The sequence below is a fragment of the Caballeronia sp. GACF4 genome (assembly GCF_023631025.1).
Classification (GTDB): Bacteria; Pseudomonadota; Gammaproteobacteria; order Burkholderiales; family Burkholderiaceae; genus Caballeronia.
The window spans coordinates 103,639-121,530 of record NZ_JALQDW010000037.1 but is presented as its reverse complement, the minus strand read 5'-3'; the positions used below and the strand labels follow the sequence as shown (position 1 = coordinate 121,530).

The following is a 17,892-nucleotide window of genomic DNA, read 5'->3' as shown; positions in this document are numbered from 1 at the left end:
TGGTTGCGCAACGGCTTGTGGATATGTCCCACCTTTTGGGCGGTCTTACGGCCGTCAGTCGAAACTTCTGTTGAGGTCCTCTGAAGGTCGGAAGGCGCATGACGACCCGTTTCTGCCCTTCGGCCTTGGCTTCATCAATGGCCGCTCCTTAACGTGCAAGCGACGTCCGATGTCACTAGACTGCTAGAACAGTTGCACTGCGCGCGCTGAAGTGAAGTGTGGCCAAGGAAGCCACTTGCCATGGATGGCTCGCTCTCAACGCCGCCCTACAGGCTGCATAGATATTGCGGTACCGGACCTTCCATCGTCACGCTCTTGGCCTGGATGACTGAAGCCGCCCTGTCGCTTGCCGAAAGTCATGTTCAGCCCCGCAAATATCTGCCAGTTCGGCACATTGCCTGAATGGGCGACTGAATACTGTGGCTCGATAAAAGCGTTATAGATCGTCGAACCAGACTTCCACGCTTTGCCGCCGCCCAGTCCAACCGGAATGTAATAGCTGCTGTGCTGAAGATCGAAAGTCCAGATGCCGGTCGAACGGATATACCAGCCCTCCGGCGAATTGAAAATGCCGAACGGTTCGGCTGTCAGTGACTGAACCGTGGGTCTGCTACTCTGGCCCGCGAATGATTGTTGCCACTGAACGAGCGCGCCAAGCAAACGTTCCTTGTTTGCGTTGACGGCAACCGCTGCGAGGCCGGCCTGCCATTTGCCGGTTCCCAGTCTCGGGTCGGTCGCGGTCGGTATCGTGATCAGCGGGCCAACGCCCATCTGCGTTTTACCTTGCGACAAAAGAAAAATGTCGAAGAGGTTGATGTCGCCAAGCCCCGTGTTGTACCCGCCACCAGGGGCAGGCCTTGTGCTAATGGGCGCTGTTAGCCGGAAGATTTCTGGGGCCGGAATTAAACCGTTCGGACCCACCGGGATGGTGGGTCGCAGGAGGAAAGTCGGGAAATCTCGACGACGCTATTTCCGGCTATTTCACTCTCATGATCGGTGCCGGAAACCACTGACCTTGTTGGACCTCTTTTTTCGGCACATAGGTGCGGAAGTTCAGTGAGAAGCCCTTTTCGTCCGGCGTAGGCAGCCAGTTACCCTGCGGCACATTTTTCGGTCGAACAGGTGCGAGCCAGATACTCGTGCTTCCATCCGAATTAGCCTTCAGCTGCGACACATTGTTCAGGTTATACCGATGCAGTGCGTTGGGCACCACGCGATAATCCGGCACGCTGTACAACGTGACGGACCAGAATCCATTGACATGTGCATCAGGCCTTTCACCCTTCGGGAAACGGATCTCGTAGTTCTTGCTACCGTCGAGCGGTTGGTTGTCGCTATCGTTTAGGCCGACAAAGTAAATGGCCTCACTGATGACATTGGCCCACAGCCCACCGTAGTTGACAATGTCACGTGCCACGTAGTCATTGCCAAACTTACCCGCGACATATGTGACCGACCAGCCGCCTTTCTGCGTCCCAAACCCTTTCGCATGCTGCAGGAAGCCCGGAACCGCCTTCGCCCGGACGACGTCGCTCACCCGCTTGCGTGCCGCGTCACTGCTCCTGGCATAGTTGGCGACGTTGATCGCTGCTGCCTGGTATTCGGCGGCCTTTGGCATTGCGTCAGGATAGGTGGCCAGTGCTTCGCTCACGTGATCGAAGATGTCGACTCCAAGGGGCGCGGCCGGAGTGAACGACGGCACGGAAAAAGGCGCGTCGATCTTCGTGTCCGGCGACGCATTGACAGTGAACTGATGTTGCAGCTCCACGGCCGTTGTCGGCGAGCCCTTGAGTTCAACGCGCGCCAGCAATTTGGCTTTAGCTGAAGGCAACTCAATTTTGACAGCATCCGCCGGCACCGGCGGATTAGTGCCCTTGATCACCAGCGCAAACTTGCCATAGGGGTGATCAGGGTAGGTACGCTCATTGATATTGGTAATGACTTCACCCCACCCGTCGAGCAGCTGCGCCGTGTAGTACCGGCCTGTCACTTTGGGCACGTTCAGAATGACTGCGTGATCCGGATCGGCCGCCAGCCAGGCTTCCAGATAAGCCACGTCCAGATTCGGATTGACAAACTGGGCCGAACCAAGCGGGTTGTATTTGATTTTGTTGTACCCAACCTTCTCGACGTTGATGTCGTAATTCTCCTGCTGCAACACGAGATAGCGACCATACAGATAATTCCACGCGGCCACGATCTGATCATCAGTCGGCGCGCTTCCATTCGGAGTCATGCTTGCGGCGGGTGCCAGGTTGTTACCCGGCGAACTGCAGGCCGCCACGCCCAGGCCAATCAAACCTGCTGCAATTACGGAGAACGTCAATCTCGTCGCATTGATAGTGCTTGGCATGAATAAGTCCTCTTCTGGGTAGTTGACGGAAAGCTTACATTGGCCAGGAAAATCTTGATAGAGTGTCACGGCAATAGGTGCTTATATCCAGATCACAGTATGCGACTCAGCTAAATTCGCGAAAACGTCCGACTCCGGGCGGAATCGGATATTAATCAAACGATCGTGTTCTTTGCATTGCTTTCGTATTGGTATAACAAAGCGGTGACAAGTGGCCGTCAAGCTTCAGCGCTAATCCGGCAATGCTACGAGTCCCCGTCATCCAAAGGGAACTTGTCATTAGCCGCGGGCATGACGAGGCCAGGCCTGACGTTTCAACATTCTCAACGAGGAGTCAATGTGAATCTGAGGCATTTGATTGTGAGCTTAGGTGTGGGCATTACCGCTTCATCGGTAGGCGTGGCAGCTGTAGCCCCGCCTCCTGTCGCACAGTCCACGTCCGAAATCCCGGGAACGCCCGCCAACACCGTGATGACCAAAGAGTATGTTGCGACAGTAGGCCGGTTCGCCTATCTATGGGGCTGGGCGCTGGTGAATAACTACAACCGCTCGCTCGCCGTGAAGGACTTGCCGGAGCCAGGGCGGATTGGCGGCGTAATTCCGGGCTCACCGCACAACCAGGTCTCCATGCTGACGGATTACATTGATTCCGCTGAGAACTTCGTCACCTGTCCCAACCAGGACACGGTGTATGGCGCGGGATTTATGGAGCTCGATAAAACCCCGGTAATCATTCAGGTTCCAGATTTCGGTAAGCGGTTTTACACGTACCAGCTTTCCGACGCGAGAACCGATTCGTTCGGCGAAATCGGCACGCAATACAAAACGAAGGCAGGCCTTCATCTACTGGTTGGTCCCAGATGGAAAGGGAATGTCCCGAAAGGGATTGTCGCGGTTCACCGTGCACCCACCAATCTCGTGGCCATATTCCCGCGAATTTTTCAGGACGACACGCCTGAAGACAAAGCGGCGATTCAACCTTTATTAAGTCAGGTCATGGTGTATCCGTCAAGCGAATATACCGGGAAGATGAGGACCAAAGACTGGAAGAGCACACCCTCTTTTCCGCCGCCGGCAACTGACGGCAAGGGCGAAGTCAAGTGGGTCATCCCGGATAAATTCTTCGACGAGCTTGCGCTGGTCATGAAGATGGTTCCGCCTCGGCCGGGCGAGGAAGCGCTCTACGGGACGATCCAGTCCGTGCTGGACGCTGCGGCAAAAGACCCGCAAATCAAGGCCGCGTTGAACGAGACGGCGGCGGCCTCAGAGACTAATCTGATCAGTCCGCTCTTTGAATTTCGCAATAACGGCAGACCGGTAGGCAACGGCTGGACGTCTCCGCCCAATGGCGCGCGCTGGGGCATCGATTACCTGTCGCGCACGGCATCGGCAAAGTCGAATATGTATGACAACGCACCGCAGGAAACGCGTTACATTTATACAGATTTCGACGCGAGCGGGCAACGCCTCGTGGGAACGAACCGCTACGCGGTGACATTTGCGAAGGGACAGGTTCCGCCGGTAAATGGTTTCTGGTCGTTGACGGTCTATAACAAGGAGCATCTGTTCGAGGCGAACAGCTTGAATCGCTTTTCGCTCGGCACGAAGAGTAAATCCCTGAAGTACAACGACGACGGCTCGCTCACGCTCTATTTCCAGAACGATTCGCCAGGCGCAGATAAGGAATCGAACTGGGTTCCTGCGCCGAAGGACGTGTTCTCGCTGTACATCCGCGCCTACTGGCCCAAGGCCGCGATACTTGATGGATCGTGGACGCCGCCACCGGTGGTGCACGTCAACTGAAGGCAGGTTCACGGGGCGCGCCGGCGCCTCGTGGAAGTGGTGTTTCGCGATCAGGACGGTGCGTATGACATCTCCGTTGGCACGACCATCGCCGAAGACCGCATGCGCGCGGCACTGAGCGTTGCCACGGAGTTCAATACGGCCGCTCTGATGCCGCGCTATCGTTGTATTCGTATCGACTTGGCCCGAACTTGCAGCGCCTAGCATCGGTAGCCGTATGTGCCTCCCGATTTGACCGGCCGTAGCAGGCTTGTGAACGGCCACTCAGGAGCTCGGGGTGAACGTCTCAAAGTGTTTAGGGTTGTAGGACGCCTGCCCCGATCCATCGGCACGTCAACTCGCCCAGACGCCCGCGGGCAGGCGTCCTACAAGCCCCAAGGGAGGAAACCGCGGAGTGCCCCGACGTGGTCTGAACCTTTCACCGCTATGGCGATTGGTTCAGTCCCATTGAAGGCACGGCGGATAAAAACGCGGGCAAATCAGAGCTTGGGCAACCGCGATCGCATCAGCGACGCTGCTGGGCATTGCTATATGCCGGACCGACCAGCACCGGATTGCCTGCGGGGAGTCGTAGGCGCAAGCGTCCCCTATGAGCTCTCTTTGCCGAAGAGCCGACAGTTGACGTGTGCATCCTGACGCGATGGCTTTCATGCGTGGGCTCGCTCGACCGGTGGTGCTCGAATAGGTCTGCTGCGCTGGAGTATGTCGATGATGATCATCGGCGAACCACAGTGCCGGCAAACGAAGGTCGGCGACGCTTCGACTGTAGCGATGTCGTTGGCATTCCTGCCGATAGTGGCAGACGGTGCGCCCAGCAACTCGCGTATCTTCGCGAGATTCGCGCGCCGCGATGGGTTGGCGAGCAGGCCGTAATGGCGGATGCGGTGAAAACCGCCAGGCAATACGTGTAATAGGAAGCGACGCGTGAACTCACCTGTTTCGAGGGTCATGGTCTTGTTGCGGGTGCGTCCGTTCACGCGGTAGTCTTTCCAGCGGAAGGTAACGCCGTCTTCGTCGAGCGCGACCAGGCGTTGGTTGGAGATCGCGACGCGGTGGGTGTAACGCGACAGGTAGGCGAGCACCGCTTTAGGTCCGGCAAACGGGCGCTTGGCATACACGACCCACTCGGATGCGTGCATTGGCGCGAGCCACCTGCCAAAGGCTGCGATATCGTTGAGCCCGGCGTATTCGCCGAAGAATTGCAACTGCCCCCGGCGATAGGTCACTTCAAGTTCTTCGAGGAAGCGCCGGCGAAACAGGCGCGAGAGTACGCGCACCGGAAGGAAGAAGCCTGGCCTGCATGCTATCCACCGGCTTCGGTCCGGCGATAATCCGCCACCGGGAACGATGCCGTGCACATGGGGATGATGGGTGAGCGCCGAGCCCCACGTATGCAGGACGAGCGTGGCGCCGATTTGCGCTCCAAGATGCTTCGGATCAGCGGCAATGGTGCGCAACGTTTCGGCCGCGAGATCGAACAGCAGCCCGTAAATGACGGGCTTGTTGTAATACGCAATCGCGCTGATCGCAGCGGGTAGCGTGAAGACCACGTGGTAGCACTCGACGGGCAGGAGATCGGCCTCGCGCGCTTCCAGCCAGCGACGCGCCGCGCCAGCCTGGCACCGTGGGCAATGTCTGTTGCGGCACGAGTTGTAGGCGACTTCGATCGCCGCGCATCCGTCGCAGCGTAGCAGGTGCCCTCCCAGCGCCGCGGTGCGGCACTGTTCGATTGCGGACATGACCTTCAGCTGCCCGAGGCTCAGATTAGCGGAGCGATGCCACGCTGGACCAAGAGAGCGGAAGACGTCTGCGACCTCAAGCGCGCAATGCGCCACGATGAGAGCTACTCAGTACGCAAACTCTCGAGAGGGCTGACCACCTCGCGCAGAATATCGGTGGCAACCTGGGCATAAAGCGCTGTGGTCTCAAGCTTCTTGTGTCCGAGCATGACCTGGATCACCCGGATATCGACCTTCTGCTCCAGCAGATGCGTGGCAAAGCTGTGCCGCAACGTATGCATGGACACGCGCTTGTCGATTCCCGCAGCCTCGGCTGCAGCATGAACCGCTCGGTTAAGCTGACGGGTGCTGAGCGGTTCGATCGGGTTAAGTCCGGGAAACAACCAGCCTCCGTCGAGCATCTTTCCCTGAGCTCGTGCAACCCGCCACCAGACCCGCAAACGCTCAAGCAGGATCGGCGACAGCATGGCATATCTGTCCTTCTGGCCTTTGCCCTGCTCAACGCGCAGCGTCATACGCTCGCTATCGATGTCACCGACCTTCAGGGCTGTTACCTCGCTGGCGCGTAATCCCGTTCCGTAGGCGAGCGCCAGCGCCGTTTGATGCTTCAGGTTGGTCGCCGCCGCGATCAGCCGCCCAACTTCTTCGCGGCTGAGTATGACCGGCAAGGTACGCGGGAGATAAATCGGACGCATCTTCGCCATCAACGCTTCTTGAGCGAGCGTCGTACCGAAGAAGAACTTCAGACCGGTGATCGCGGCGTTCAAAGAAACTGGCGACACGCCGTGATCAACCAGATGCAGTTGATAGCGACGCAAGTCTTCTACGGTGGCAGTGTCGGGCGAGCGTCCGAGGAAGACGGTGAACGCTCGTACCACACGAAGATAATTGGCTTGCGTGGTTGGTGCGAGGCGGCGCATGCGCATGTCGTCCATCATGCGCTGACGCAACGGACTGGTAACTTGGGCGGGGGATGTCATGGCCCGGTTCCTCCTGGGTAACGAGGCGGATCGCCTCATCACTCAACATAGGAAACCGGCCGGCTTTACATTATCCCAACCAATAACTTTGAACGGAGCACATACCGCGCGAGCGGTTTAGTCCAGTGGCCGATCGCAGTCGAAGTCGCGTCATTGAAATTGCGCTCATGCGCCGACACCATCATGGACGGAAATCGAGCGCACAAAATAGCGCCGCTCCTGAACCTTTTTTCTACCCTATCAGCTGGCGTCTTCGATACATTGGATCATAATAGATCTCTTTCACTTCACGATCTGCCATGTAGATGACGATGTCGACTGTAGTGATCACGGTTTTAAGAATGACATCGTAATCAACGGTGCGTCCAACGTCCGAGGCTTTTACCAACGTTGCGATTCGCGCAAACGTGGTAGCGGCGTTGTCAGCATGCGTCGAGAAAATGCCACCCGGATGCCCTGTGTTCGCGCCGGTTAGATAATCCCACGCCGCATCGTCACGCAACTCCGTCAAAAAAATTCGATCAGGCGAAAGTCTCATTGCAGCCGTCAGGCATTCTTTGGCGGACACCCTTCCCTCCTGCTTGCCATACATCATGTAGCCGACCTCGTACTGATTGTCGGCCTCGACCTCGTGGACGTCTTCTAACAACAGCACGCGCTCGGTCGACGCAACTTCAGCCAGCAGCGTCCGAGTGAGCGTTGATTTCCCGGATCCGGTCTTGCCTGAGACGCAGATGTTTTTCCGGTTTCGAACCGCCTCACGCATAAAGCCGACAACATCTCGACGATCAAGAAGCGCAAGCAGCTTTTCTTCAACGGCATCAAGCTTCAGCATGTCCTCGATGGTGCGTCGCCTTACGTTTGAAAAGCGACCTTCGTCCTGCAGCTCTTCAAGCCCCTTTCGGAGCTGAAGGTGCTTTCGGAAGCAAATCAGCACGGTACCCTCAAGGACAGCCGGCGGCCGCACGATCACACCGCGGGTGCCGTTGGGCAACATCACATCCATGATCGGCGAAGGACCCAGGCCGTTATACGACAGAAGCGTGTTCGTCAGATTGTTGACGTAGGCGGGGGTGATTGCCGGCTCGTGGAGGATTTCACGGCCGTCGGTCCGAGCAGCGACGACCTGCCCGAATCTGTTTATTCGAACCTCGAAAACCGCTGGATCGTCAAGATAAGGGAGCAGCGGGGCCAACGTCATGTTCACCGCATGGTCCGAGGCAATAAACGACTGTGCTTTATGGAGTGGCATCGCTGTTCAACTCGTACACATTGCTGAAATCAAGGTCTTGACGCACGAAGATGGCGACGTGATCGCCCTGCTGGTCGTACAGCGTTGGCGGGATGTTAATCGTCGCGGCAAGCGCTTCTCGCGCGAGAGAGTCTGAAGTCTGCGATGAATTGTCGAAGTTGAGGTTTGTGCCACCGTTGCTGGCTTTGTTCGCTGCGTACTGAACGCCTGCGTTGCCAAAATCCGAGATCACTGAGATCAGGATTGCTGGACCGAATCGCTCCCAAAAATGCGAGTCGACCTGCCCAGGAATGCCAGCGCTACCGAGGGCGTTGGTTCCGGGACTATTCAGATTGATGACCGCCCCGTCTGGATTCACCAGGCGCGTCCATAATGCAAACACACGCGCCTGGCCGCTCTTGATCCCCCCACTCGCCTCTCCAATGACGGTCGCACCTTTGTCGATCAGACGCACTTTGTGGTTGAAGGAGTACACATCCTGACTGACATGGCACTTGATCTGCCCGGGAACAGTTGTATCCAGCTCGGTCGCAGTCCCACACTGGATCATCGTGCCTGCCGGCACGGTCATGCTCGGGTGCTCGAAGGTGCTCGCCATGACTCGTCCGATAGTGACCCCGTTCATTCTTGATGCGAGGGCTGAGCTGTCGGCGCTTACAGGAGTGGAACCCGTTACTGCCGACGTCTTTTGCAGAGGGCTTCCTGAGCTCTGTGCAGCGTCCTGAACTCCGGCAGTGTTCGCATCGAGACGACGCTGATACGCCTTTTCTTCTGGCGTCAACTCGCGCTTGGCACCTGTCTGACGCGCCGGTAGTGAATGCTGCGGCAGTGGGTCGGATGCGGCGGCTGGACTCGCGGCTATGGGCGCCGAGGCAGCGCCGCTCGGATCGGTCGAGAAGCTGTACTGCGGCAGCATGCCCGAAGTTTGCTGCTTCGCCTGACCATCCGGTGCCGGGGACGGATGAAGCTTTCGAAAAATGATCCAGCCGACAAGGACGATCCCGATGATGACCATCAGCGCAACGAACGCACGCATGCCCTGTACGCGATTCCGCGACGATACAACCCGGCTGAAGGACTCCCGACCGCCATCAATCTGTTCGCTCGGATCGACGAGCTCGTCAATGTTTTGCTCTCGTCGGCTCATTCGCTCTCCCCTTTCATGGTCCGCGTGTAGCCTGGCACAGTCGTCCCGCTGGAGGTGCCTCCACGTGCTTGATCAAATCCGCCGTTGACGATGCCAACTACCTTCTGCTGCCCGTAGCGCACGCGCCATTGCTTGGCGGTGGCCTCGGCGACGATGATGTTGTGGTCGACACCCTCAACGTGCGTGTTGACTGTGCTTTCTTTGCCATCCGAACTCATGACAAAGATCTCGGGAAGCTCAGCGTTAACCGGAAATTTGAAGTAGGTGAACCGAAAATTGTCCCATGCGTTCACCGGCGCGATCGACGACGACGCAGGATCGGCAGACATCTGATAGTCGACGTTGTACCTTGCGTTCGGGTCATCCCGGTTCATCGCCTGTGATCGTTCGGCCCGTGCGACTGCTGCTTTCGCTTTCGCAAGCTCCTGATCGGGATACAGGTAATTCAACTCGATGGTCGCCTGCTTCATGGACCACGGGTTGTTGATGAACGCCTGAACGGGTTGCCCGGCCGCGCCCTTCCTCGACGCATGGCCGATGAAATGGAGCAGGATGTTATAGGCGCGCTTGTCAGTGATGATGGTCAGGTTGGTATCACTGAGATCCGCGGTTGGGCGCACAAAGAAGTTATTGCCGCTGTGCGTGAACTGCCATGCCTTCGTGTCGCCAAAAGCATGCGTCACGTATTTCTCATCACGGCCAACCGTGATGTGGATTTGCAGGCCCAGCACGGCGTTCAATTGAACCGTATCCTGAGCGTTGTAGACCACGGACTTGATGCGATAGTCGTCGGGCGAGTTTTTCGTCGGTGCGACCGCAAAGGCCGACGAAGATGCGAGCACAGCAGCGGACGCAAGGGCAGTCAGCGCGTATTGAAACATCATCAGCCCCCTACTCTTCCTACGTTGGCGGGATTCTCCAGATTCGGTCTGAAACTGGTGACCTGAAAACCGGCCGGGTTTATAAATCGTTCTGCAGCGGTCATCGGACGATGCACGTAGTCGTAGGCCAGCGTCGCGATCCAATACTGCGGCGGCTCAGCGAGTGGCCGATCCCGTACACGCTTCGTCGTCGTGTACCGAACCGTAGCGACACGATGTTTAGTGTCGACGATCACGGAGTTGATATGCACCGACGTGCTCTCTGAGTCGCCAAGCACCTTGTCTTTAGGTTTGGAACCGCGATATTGCTGCATATAGTCGTCGGCAACCTGACCCGCGGCTGTGAGTCGCATGAAGTCGAAATCGGTTTGCCCCGCATAGAAGTCGTAGGCTTCGCGATGAATCACAAACTGCGACACCCAATATTGATCCGTTGCTTCATCCATTCCGATGTTCTGCGTGACGATCGACACCTGCGACAGCTCACCGGTCGATTTGTTCAGCGTCAGCAGGTATTGCGGCAACGGTTGTGCGTAGCGAAGCATGGTCCCGCCGGCCACAATCCACGCCATCAGCGCAAATGCCGCGAAGCCGGACGCGACTTGCCAGGCACGCTTACGCGACATCAAGACTTCGTCGAGCAGATCGATCTCTACACTTCCGCGCTCTTTTCGATAAATGTCCATATCAGCGCGGGTGATCGCCTTACGTTCGGCCCGCGTAATTTTTTGATCTGCGGCTTTCATCAGTTCGAGTCCCCGGCCTTCCATTGCTGAACCGCTGTTTTAGGCGGAAGAATCACCTTGCCTTCGAGTTCAGCAGGCGTCGCCTTATTGACCGGAACAAGATGGGTCATATCTGGCTCGGGCGGCGGCTTCGGCTTACTCGCGCAAGCGCATAGCGTTAGGAGTCCAAAAAAAAATATGGAAGATGCGAGTGGCTTCATAGTCGCGCTCTTGGTGGTTATCTTGCAAACCATAGTAAATCATTGAAATTATAATTTCAATGATTTACTACTGGATATGAACGTAGTTGGCTAGGCGGATCGCCGAGAACCGTGGGCTAGACCGTTAGTAGCAGATGGGGTTGCTGAGGACGCCGTCGACCGAGTTGCGGGCGAGTTAGAGGAGCCAGCGCCGCCGTTGCCGGATTGACCTGACGCAACGGCACTGCCTCCGCGACTAGCGCCCCCGCCGGTGCCAAGTCCATCTTTACTTTGGCGTGTATGCCGAAAGATGTCTGCCGATACGCCCTGCCCCCAGGACGAAGCCATATGCGGGATCTCTTTCAGCACAAACCACGTAATGACCAACAGAAGGACGCATGTGACGATGGAAACCATAATAGGTGCATCGGGGTTATCTGCAGACGCAGCACTTATTGCGGCTTTGAAGAAGTAAAGCAACAACCCGAATACTGCGGAGAAAAGCACGGTTACCAAACCATAGTTGACGACTGATCCCATCCATCGCGTGAACAGCGATTTAGTGCTTTCGAAGAGAAGCAAGAAGATAAAGATCGGCCCGAAGCAAATCGTAATACCAAGCATCACTTTGGACATCAGGATAAGGCCAGCTCCAATCCCACACATGATCGCTGTGACAAATAGGACCGTCACACCGAGTATCAAGTTGGCGAGGCTGGGACCGCTCATAACCCCTGCTCCCTCGAACGCCTTCCGGGCCACATTCAATCCCTTGTCCATTGCTTGATCGATCGAGTTGGAGATCGTAGTTTGCGCATGCGCGCCGGATTGACCGTCCAAGACAAACACTGAGGCTAACTCATCAGGAATATGCATCGCCACGTTGGCGAGCTTAGTCTGATACCACCCGCCGGCACTTGCTATCCCGATGACGATCGCATATCTGACGAACCTATTGACGAGCGAACTTAAAGGCTCACCGTTCGGCCGTCCGATGAGAAACAATCCTTCGATCATCAATGCCATCGTTAGGCCCAGCGCTACGATCGGAGCCGCAAAGCTGATCACATTAGAGAGATTCGTTGCCACGAACTGGGATACCACCGTATCCATGTAAGTGAAGATTTGCGACGTTGCATTGTAGGCGGCCATCCAACCTCTCCTATTTTCCAAATGCGGTGATCTGAGCCTGCGCGTCAAGAGCATTCTGACAATCGGGCAATACTTTCTGTGCTGCGTCGTTCTTGCATTCAGCCACTCTTGCATGACGCTCGGCGTCGTGTTGCATGTACCAATCTTTGGTCTGCGATGGATGATCGGCGTCCTTGCCGCAGGCCGAAAGAATCAAAAGCGAGGCAAGTACAACGACTGCTTTGTTCATGGAAGTTAGGTCCGGTTGTCGGTCAAGGTGTGAGGTTCGGCGTGGTGTTTCCATCCGAGGCGGTCCCAATCCCGTACCGCCGGGCCGCCTGAATTTGTTGCTGCTGCAGAATCTTGTCCTGCGATCTTTGCAACGACGACATGAGGTTCAGCTTGGTCTGCTCGGCTTCGATCGCGCCCCGTGCCGTCGAAATGCGCGCCTGGAGATCTGCGATCTCCTTCGGCGTGCTGGTCGCGTCGATCTGATTCGTCAACAATTGGATATTGCTAAGCTCGGCCATCTCATTGTTGTAGGCCTGTTCTCCCACTGCTCTATCGGTTGCACCTTTTGATTCGACTTGGCTGTTCGCATAGTCAAGCGCGTCACCGCGCCCCATACCATCCATCTTGGATCTAGCGGCGTTCAGAATCTGTGTTGTGCGAGTGTTGTAGCCCGAGCTACCTCCACTGAGCGCATCGCCATAAACCTGAGACCAGTTCGAGGGAAGGTTCGTGCGCAAAAGCGAAGCGTCGCCCGGCACAAGGTTCCCTAGACCGGTACTACCGGTAAGCGCCCGATATTGGGCGACCTGTTGGTCGAGCTGGCTTTTCAGTGTTGTCACTTGATTGACGAGCTGCACGATAGCCATTCGATCTTCGACGATGACCTGGGAGCGCGCCATCATCGGCATGCAGATCGCGGCCAATGCGAGCGCGACGCCAGTTAGAGAGCGTTTCATGAATCACCTCCTTTATGCTCTGCGGCGAACCGCGTCGAAATACGCCGGCAACCACGCCTCGGGATCGCGCGAACCGAGTCGATCGATCACTTGATCGAGTCGCTCGGCGTTATCCGGTGTCCCAGAAAGGACCGCGATTTCATCGTCCATGCCGGAGAGATCCATGACAGCGACCGCCGACTGGTTGCCTTGCTTGACGAGAAATTGCCGACTGTCCTCGGGGATCGACAGCATCGCGTCCAGTTCTGCCGGCGTGAGCCTGAGATACTCGAGATAGTCCGATGGAGTGGCTTCGGGGTTGTACAGCATCACTTTGGTCACGCACGCCTGAGTGATCGTCTTGCCGATTGCGCTATCGAGCGCATCGTTCGCCTCTTGCGTGGCGAAAACGTAAATGCAGTCCTTTTTGCGATCTGTCTTGAGTCCACGCTTTACCTCGAGCGTGATGGTCGGATCGTCAAGATATTGCGCAAACTCGTCAAACGTTTGAATGACACGCCGCGTTCCGTCAATCGAGGAGCGCACCCGATACAGGAGGTACATCAGCAGTGGCGTGCGAGCGACGGGCGCCTTTTGCCCCGGTCCGACGATGAAATCAGTGAGGTCGAATCCGAACACGTCGCGCTGGCTCAAATCCAGCTCGTCAGCATCGTTATCAAACAGCCATCCGTGCTCTCCCCCACGGCACCACGGCTCGAGCAGCGACGCGAGGGACGGCCGCTCGCCTGCACCTATCTGATAGGGTCGCGGAAGATGTTGCACGATAGCAGTGAAGGTGCGAGTCTCCGGTGGCAGGAGAGAACTCGACCCCATGACCGCATCGACTGCCTCGTTGACTTGTTTCACCTCATCATGGGTAATTGGGCTTTCCAACGAGGTTTCGGCGCACAACCTGATAAGCCGCTTGACCAGTCTGATGTTTGCTTCGGTCGCTGCAAGCTGCGCCGGTTGCCATCCTGTGGGGTGACCGTCTCGCAGCACGGTGTACAGTCCGCCAAGGGCCGCAACCAAGGGATACATGCCTTGCCCCACGTCATAGACAAATTGGCGAGGCCGAAACTTCGTCGAGAAAGACAAGAGCGCGCTTAGCAAGGTAGTCTTTCCCGAGCCGGTCTTGCCCAGCATGATCGCGTGGCCGGGTGGACGTTTGCCGAGAGAGCTTTCGCTGAGTGGCGACGAGTGCCAATTGAAGAATAGTGGCGTGCCCGTGACGGTCTTGAACAATGCGACGGCGGGACCCCACGGATTACCGTCTGGCTTTCCAACCATGAAATTGTGGAACGGCGAGAACGACAGGAAATTCATGCTGTTGATTGGCACGGGGCGCGGCGCCAGCGCGTGATTGGCCGGCAGCCGGGACCACCATGCTGCGTCCGAAGCGAGGCCAATTGATCCTGCGACGACCGAGCACGAGTTCAGCATCACTCGCGCGGAGCGCGCCCGCCGTTGCGCCTCCTTCGGCGTATCGGCAGTGACATGCAGACAACCGTAGTACCACCCCATCGTCACACGACGCGAGACAACATCGTCCGCGGCATCGGCCATCTGAGCGATTTGAGACCGGCTCTTGTCCTTCGTTTCGAGCATCGCCTTTTCTTGGTTCGACAGGAACACACCCGCCGCAATGCTCGACATGCAGCAATACTGCTGCGACAGCACGAACTCGAAGTCCGCCTCCATCAGAACGTTGAGCTGCCCCGGCTCGGTCGCCTCCGGAAAGTCCACAATCTCTACGCCCGCGACATATTTGTCGGAATCTATTCGGCGGCTTTGCATCACGTCACCGAATACTGAACTCACGATGCGGTTGTAAAGCATCGACTCACGTGCTCGGTCCCGCGTGACCGGAACCGGCTGCCATTCGTCGTTAGCCAAAAAAGAGAAGAACTCCAACGTGCTCGAGAACGCAAGCTGGCGCTCTGCCGAGACGACGAGTTGCAACGTGGGAGCGGGCGCGCTTGAAGGATCTACGCTCTCACTTAGAATGTCGTCCGGATCTGCCGCGTCATCAGTCTCCGTTGCTTCGCGGTCCTCGATGCGATTCCCTCTGGCATCGCGGTAGTAGATGCCGAGCGCTTTAATGCCGTAAGCGCGCATCGCGCCTGTGATCTGCGACGCAATATCTTCGAGGCTCGCGATCGCCTCCGCCTGGATCTCGAGCAGCTCGTCGCGCGACGGGCGTTCGAACCGAGCCAGAAACTTTTGAGTAAGGTCACCGACGGAGTTGTACACGATCGTTAGATACCAATCGTTCGTCATCAACGGCACATCTTCGAAACGTTCTCGATACTTGCGATCCAGCCCGCGAGGGAATGTCGCGTCGAAAACGGTCTCGGGATAACGATCGGTCTGGTGATGATGCAAATGCGTCCAGAACCGGACGTGTTCATTACCTACTGTCTTGAACAGCTGATTCAAGTCGCGACGCCAGTTGATGTGCTCCGCGTCGGACGCGCACTCGTGCGAGCGTCCCCGAATGCGGAACGTCATTAGGTATTCGTTCGAGACGGTGCTCACGATCGAGTCGGTGACATGATAGGAGTACGGCAAGAATTTCACCGCCGACGGTTCCTTCCTGTACCCGGCATCGGCTTGCAATCGACGCATGAAGACGGCCATTACATCTTCTCCTTGTAGCTCACCGGGGCATAGCTCGATCCGCCCCATCGACTTGAAAACGGCGAGTCCACGAGATTCACGATCTTTGTTTTGAACGCCAGGCCGATCACGCGAAACATGCGGTCATCGTGCTTGGTGATGCAGAAGCAAACAAACCAGAGAAATGCGAAGAGGAGGACCGTCCAGAAGTGAATCACCATGAACAGCGCGCCGCACACCATGAAAACGAGCAAGAACGGTGTGCGCGGAATGCCCATGTAGGTGGGTAGGCGCGTTGCGCCTTTGAACAGGGGAAACTCGCCTGTTTTCATTGATGGCACCTCTCAGGTGGGGAATCGATTGCCGTGGCGTCGTCGACACAACTTCGAGAAGTTCGCTCTCGATCTCGACCGATAAGCCTTAGCTGATTCCGAAAAGTGCGACCAGATAAGACGCAGAGCCCACGACGATCAGTCCGACCACGCAGCGCACGGCGAAGTCAGCTCGAACAAGGTGCGCGATCCAGCCAAGAGCGCATGCGATGATCAGCAGTGCGGCGCCGATGGGAATCCAGGTCATCATCCACGCCTGCAACGAACTCATGGCGGATGATCCAGTGTCGGTGCCTGCAGCATAGGCACCTGACGAGAAGAAGGAAGTGATGGCAAGCGTCCATGCAAAAAGCAGGACGCGCCGGGAGCGATAAAGGTGGTCGGTTATAGAACGGAAGGTAGCGGCGGGACGACCGATTTTTCGGGAAGCGACGAGTGTCATCAAGGTTCTCCGGGTTTCGGGTTGAATTCGGACAGCAGCAACACACAACTTTCGACGCCACATCGCTCGCGAAGCCATTCCACTAGCAATCTGAGGTCGGCCCAATAGCGCACCTCTTCTTTCGCTTGAACGCGAATCGAACAGACGACGACGTTCGCTGCGTCATCGCCCACTTCAAACAGTGGAAACCACTGTTTGGTCGCCACTCTCTGAATCTTCACGGCCTGTAGTCGGCCGCGCCTGATTTCTTCCTCGATCTGCTTTTGCGGGATCAAGAACACTTGCATGGGTTAGGGCTCCGGCTTCACCGAGCCGAACGCACCGGGGTCGTCTCGCGAGAACGCACCTTGGTTTTCCAGATCATGGGGATCCCGCATCGCCGCCGCGGTGGCTTTCACGGGAAGCTTTTCGGCGGCTGCCCTGCCCTGCTGCGTGGAACTGGAAATGGATTGCGCTCCACGCGTCACACCGCCAGCGTCATCCGTCAGGGCAGGGATTTGTAGGGCTCGCACCTGCGCAACCACCTTGGAGACGTATCCGTTGGCGATGCCGCGCGACTGCGAACCCGTGTTGTAGCAGGAAAGCGCGTGCAGCAGTGCCGTCTGGCCTTCGCCGTAGGTTTGCACCGCGCGTGAATAACACCCCGTCAAGACTGCCGCCGAAGCGCGTAGGTTGACGCATGGATCTAGTAAGTCGCTTCCGCTAACGCCGAGCTTTAAAAAATTCGCTGAATTGACCTGCCCGTATCCGACGTCGAAGTTCGCGCCGCTTGCCTCCAACGTCGCGATGGTCTGGTTCGCCTCCGCTTCCGAGTCGGGCTGCGAAGACAGGCGATAATTTCCGTTCACGTTGATCGCGATCGGATTGTTCTTCGATTCGTGGGCAACCAGGGAGCCCATGGTGATAGGACTAACATTGGGCGCGCACTGCTTCGCTATCTCCATCACGTCGGCCGACGTTCCGGCGTAGGCATTAGCCTGCCCTGCCACGGCAACCATGGCAGCAGACAACGCAGCGAGCAGAATGATGCGGCTCATTTTTAGTCCTTGAAATTGCATTTTCAATGATTAACGTCTATCTTAGTGAGTAACGAGGCTGTGTCAAGCGACAAGAGCAAACCGAAAAAACGCACTGCAAACAATCCGACCGCACCGGCTGAACAGATTCAGTTCGTAATGGTTGGAGGAGAGAAAGCTCCGAAGGGGCCAGCGCGGTATCGCGACCCGGCCAATCCCTTCAACACGTGGAGTGGTCGCGGCAAGCGGCCGCATTGGTTGAGGGACTACCTGGATCAGGGACGTCTCTTGACCGACTTTGAGGTACGCGATCCGGAGGACTGAA

19 protein-coding genes are annotated in these 17,892 nt (G+C 57.0%); 2 read left to right on the top strand and 17 right to left on the bottom strand.

The window, feature by feature from the left end:
- Positions 1-255: 255 nt before the first annotated feature.
- Both NCR40_RS29360 and NCR40_RS29355 read right to left on the bottom strand, forming a co-directional pair.
- On the bottom strand, positions 256-921 hold the full coding sequence (locus NCR40_RS29360) for a hypothetical protein (RefSeq protein ID WP_250511578.1): 666 nt from the start codon (positions 919-921) through the stop codon (positions 256-258).
- Positions 922-976: 55 nt separating this feature from the next.
- Positions 977-2,353, bottom strand: a complete 1,377-nt coding sequence (locus NCR40_RS29355; protein ID WP_250511576.1) for a DUF1214 domain-containing protein — start codon at positions 2,351-2,353, stop codon at positions 977-979.
- A 339-nt stretch (positions 2,354-2,692) separates the two neighbouring features.
- Here NCR40_RS29355 and NCR40_RS29350 point away from each other — a divergent pair, with 339 nt between their 5' ends.
- On the top strand, positions 2,693-4,156 hold the full coding sequence (locus NCR40_RS29350; protein ID WP_250511574.1) for a DUF1254 domain-containing protein: 1,464 nt from the start codon (positions 2,693-2,695) through the stop codon (positions 4,154-4,156).
- Between the two features lie 647 nt (positions 4,157-4,803).
- On the opposite strand, the gene NCR40_RS29345 is transcribed toward NCR40_RS29350, so the two are convergent.
- From NCR40_RS29345 to NCR40_RS29280, 15 genes are all read right to left on the bottom strand, one after another.
- Positions 4,804-5,991 (bottom strand): IS91 family transposase, encoded by a 1,188-nt coding sequence (locus tag NCR40_RS29345; protein WP_250511569.1) that lies wholly within the window; start codon positions 5,989-5,991, stop codon positions 4,804-4,806.
- Between the two features lie 8 nt (positions 5,992-5,999).
- A complete protein-coding gene (locus tag NCR40_RS29340; protein WP_250511567.1) occupies positions 6,000-6,875 on the bottom strand; it encodes a tyrosine-type recombinase/integrase in 876 nt (291 codons plus the stop codon).
- Positions 6,876-7,107: 232 nt separating this feature from the next.
- Positions 7,108-8,127, bottom strand: coding sequence for an ATPase, T2SS/T4P/T4SS family (locus NCR40_RS29335; RefSeq protein WP_250511566.1), 1,020 nt, complete (start codon positions 8,125-8,127; stop codon positions 7,108-7,110).
- Complete coding sequence (virB10, locus tag NCR40_RS29330; protein WP_250511565.1) at positions 8,114-9,274, bottom strand: type IV secretion system protein VirB10; 1,161 nt, start codon at positions 9,272-9,274, stop codon at positions 8,114-8,116. Before virB10 ends, NCR40_RS29335 begins: the two co-directional genes overlap by 14 nt.
- Positions 9,271-10,158: a TrbG/VirB9 family P-type conjugative transfer protein gene (locus NCR40_RS29325; RefSeq protein ID WP_250511563.1), complete on the bottom strand. Its 888-nt coding sequence runs from the start codon at positions 10,156-10,158 to the stop codon at positions 9,271-9,273. The genes virB10 and NCR40_RS29325 overlap by 4 nt, the downstream gene beginning before the upstream one ends.
- A complete protein-coding gene (locus NCR40_RS29320) occupies positions 10,158-10,901 on the bottom strand; it encodes a VirB8 family type IV secretion system protein (RefSeq protein ID WP_250511561.1) in 744 nt (247 codons plus the stop codon). The genes NCR40_RS29325 and NCR40_RS29320 overlap by 1 nt, the downstream gene beginning before the upstream one ends.
- A complete protein-coding gene (locus NCR40_RS31555; RefSeq protein WP_350029338.1) occupies positions 10,901-11,101 on the bottom strand; it encodes a hypothetical protein in 201 nt (66 codons plus the stop codon). Before NCR40_RS31555 ends, NCR40_RS29320 begins: the two co-directional genes overlap by 1 nt.
- A gap of 90 nt (positions 11,102-11,191) precedes the next feature.
- Positions 11,192-12,232 (bottom strand): TrbL/VirB6 family protein, encoded by a 1,041-nt coding sequence (locus NCR40_RS29315; RefSeq protein WP_250511560.1) that lies wholly within the window; start codon positions 12,230-12,232, stop codon positions 11,192-11,194.
- 10 nt (positions 12,233-12,242) lie between these two features.
- Positions 12,243-12,461: an EexN family lipoprotein gene (locus NCR40_RS29310; RefSeq protein WP_250511559.1), complete on the bottom strand. Its 219-nt coding sequence runs from the start codon at positions 12,459-12,461 to the stop codon at positions 12,243-12,245.
- Between the two features lie 22 nt (positions 12,462-12,483).
- Positions 12,484-13,179 carry a TrbJ/VirB5 family protein gene (locus NCR40_RS29305; RefSeq protein WP_250511558.1) on the bottom strand — a complete coding sequence of 232 codons (696 nt, stop codon included), beginning with the start codon at positions 13,177-13,179 and terminating at the stop codon, positions 12,484-12,486.
- Positions 13,180-13,191: 12 nt separating this feature from the next.
- Positions 13,192-15,798: a VirB4 family type IV secretion/conjugal transfer ATPase gene (locus NCR40_RS29300; RefSeq protein ID WP_250511557.1), complete on the bottom strand. Its 2,607-nt coding sequence runs from the start codon at positions 15,796-15,798 to the stop codon at positions 13,192-13,194.
- A complete protein-coding gene (locus tag NCR40_RS29295; RefSeq protein WP_250511556.1) occupies positions 15,798-16,109 on the bottom strand; it encodes a VirB3 family type IV secretion system protein in 312 nt (103 codons plus the stop codon). The genes NCR40_RS29300 and NCR40_RS29295 overlap by 1 nt, the downstream gene beginning before the upstream one ends.
- Before the next feature lie 88 nt (positions 16,110-16,197).
- On the bottom strand, positions 16,198-16,551 hold the full coding sequence (locus NCR40_RS29290) for a TrbC/VirB2 family protein (protein WP_244832062.1): 354 nt from the start codon (positions 16,549-16,551) through the stop codon (positions 16,198-16,200).
- On the bottom strand, positions 16,551-16,838 hold the full coding sequence (gene korA / locus NCR40_RS29285; RefSeq protein WP_244832063.1) for a KorA family transcriptional regulator: 288 nt from the start codon (positions 16,836-16,838) through the stop codon (positions 16,551-16,553). The genes NCR40_RS29290 and korA overlap by 1 nt, the downstream gene beginning before the upstream one ends.
- Before the next feature lie 3 nt (positions 16,839-16,841).
- Complete coding sequence (locus tag NCR40_RS29280; RefSeq protein ID WP_250511555.1) at positions 16,842-17,588, bottom strand: lytic transglycosylase domain-containing protein; 747 nt, start codon at positions 17,586-17,588, stop codon at positions 16,842-16,844.
- 138 nt (positions 17,589-17,726) lie between these two features.
- On the opposite strand from NCR40_RS29280, the gene NCR40_RS31685 reads away from it, so the two are divergent.
- Complete coding sequence (locus NCR40_RS31685) at positions 17,727-17,891, top strand: H-NS histone family protein (RefSeq protein ID WP_370652302.1); 165 nt, start codon at positions 17,727-17,729, stop codon at positions 17,889-17,891.
- Position 17,892 lies beyond the last annotated feature (1 nt).

Coding starts and splice junctions, on each gene's coding strand:
- NCR40_RS29280 (WP_250511555.1), bottom strand. CDS start 17,588: ATGAGCCGCATCATTCTGCTCGCTGCGTTGTCTGCTGCCATGGTTGCC.
- NCR40_RS29310 (WP_250511559.1), bottom strand. CDS start 12,461: ATGAACAAAGCAGTCGTTGTACTTGCCTCGCTTTTGATTCTTTCGGCC.
- NCR40_RS29300 (WP_250511557.1), bottom strand. CDS start 15,798: ATGGCCGTCTTCATGCGTCGATTGCAAGCCGATGCCGGGTACAGGAAG.
- NCR40_RS31685 (WP_370652302.1), top strand. CDS start 17,727: ATGGTTGGAGGAGAGAAAGCTCCGAAGGGGCCAGCGCGGTATCGCGAC.
- NCR40_RS29335 (WP_250511566.1), bottom strand. CDS start 8,127: ATGCCACTCCATAAAGCACAGTCGTTTATTGCCTCGGACCATGCGGTG.
- NCR40_RS29290 (WP_244832062.1), bottom strand. CDS start 16,551: ATGACACTCGTCGCTTCCCGAAAAATCGGTCGTCCCGCCGCTACCTTC.
- NCR40_RS29355 (WP_250511576.1), bottom strand. CDS start 2,353: ATGCCAAGCACTATCAATGCGACGAGATTGACGTTCTCCGTAATTGCA.
- virB10 (WP_250511565.1), bottom strand. CDS start 9,274: ATGAGCCGACGAGAGCAAAACATTGACGAGCTCGTCGATCCGAGCGAA.
- korA (WP_244832063.1), bottom strand. CDS start 16,838: ATGCAAGTGTTCTTGATCCCGCAAAAGCAGATCGAGGAAGAAATCAGG.
- NCR40_RS31555 (WP_350029338.1), bottom strand. CDS start 11,101: ATGAAGCCACTCGCATCTTCCATATTTTTTTTTGGACTCCTAACGCTA.
- NCR40_RS29315 (WP_250511560.1), bottom strand. CDS start 12,232: ATGGCCGCCTACAATGCAACGTCGCAAATCTTCACTTACATGGATACG.
- NCR40_RS29320 (WP_250511561.1), bottom strand. CDS start 10,901: ATGAAAGCCGCAGATCAAAAAATTACGCGGGCCGAACGTAAGGCGATC.
- NCR40_RS29340 (WP_250511567.1), bottom strand. CDS start 6,875: ATGACATCCCCCGCCCAAGTTACCAGTCCGTTGCGTCAGCGCATGATG.
- NCR40_RS29325 (WP_250511563.1), bottom strand. CDS start 10,158: ATGATGTTTCAATACGCGCTGACTGCCCTTGCGTCCGCTGCTGTGCTC.
- NCR40_RS29305 (WP_250511558.1), bottom strand. CDS start 13,179: ATGAAACGCTCTCTAACTGGCGTCGCGCTCGCATTGGCCGCGATCTGC.
- NCR40_RS29295 (WP_250511556.1), bottom strand. CDS start 16,109: ATGAAAACAGGCGAGTTTCCCCTGTTCAAAGGCGCAACGCGCCTACCC.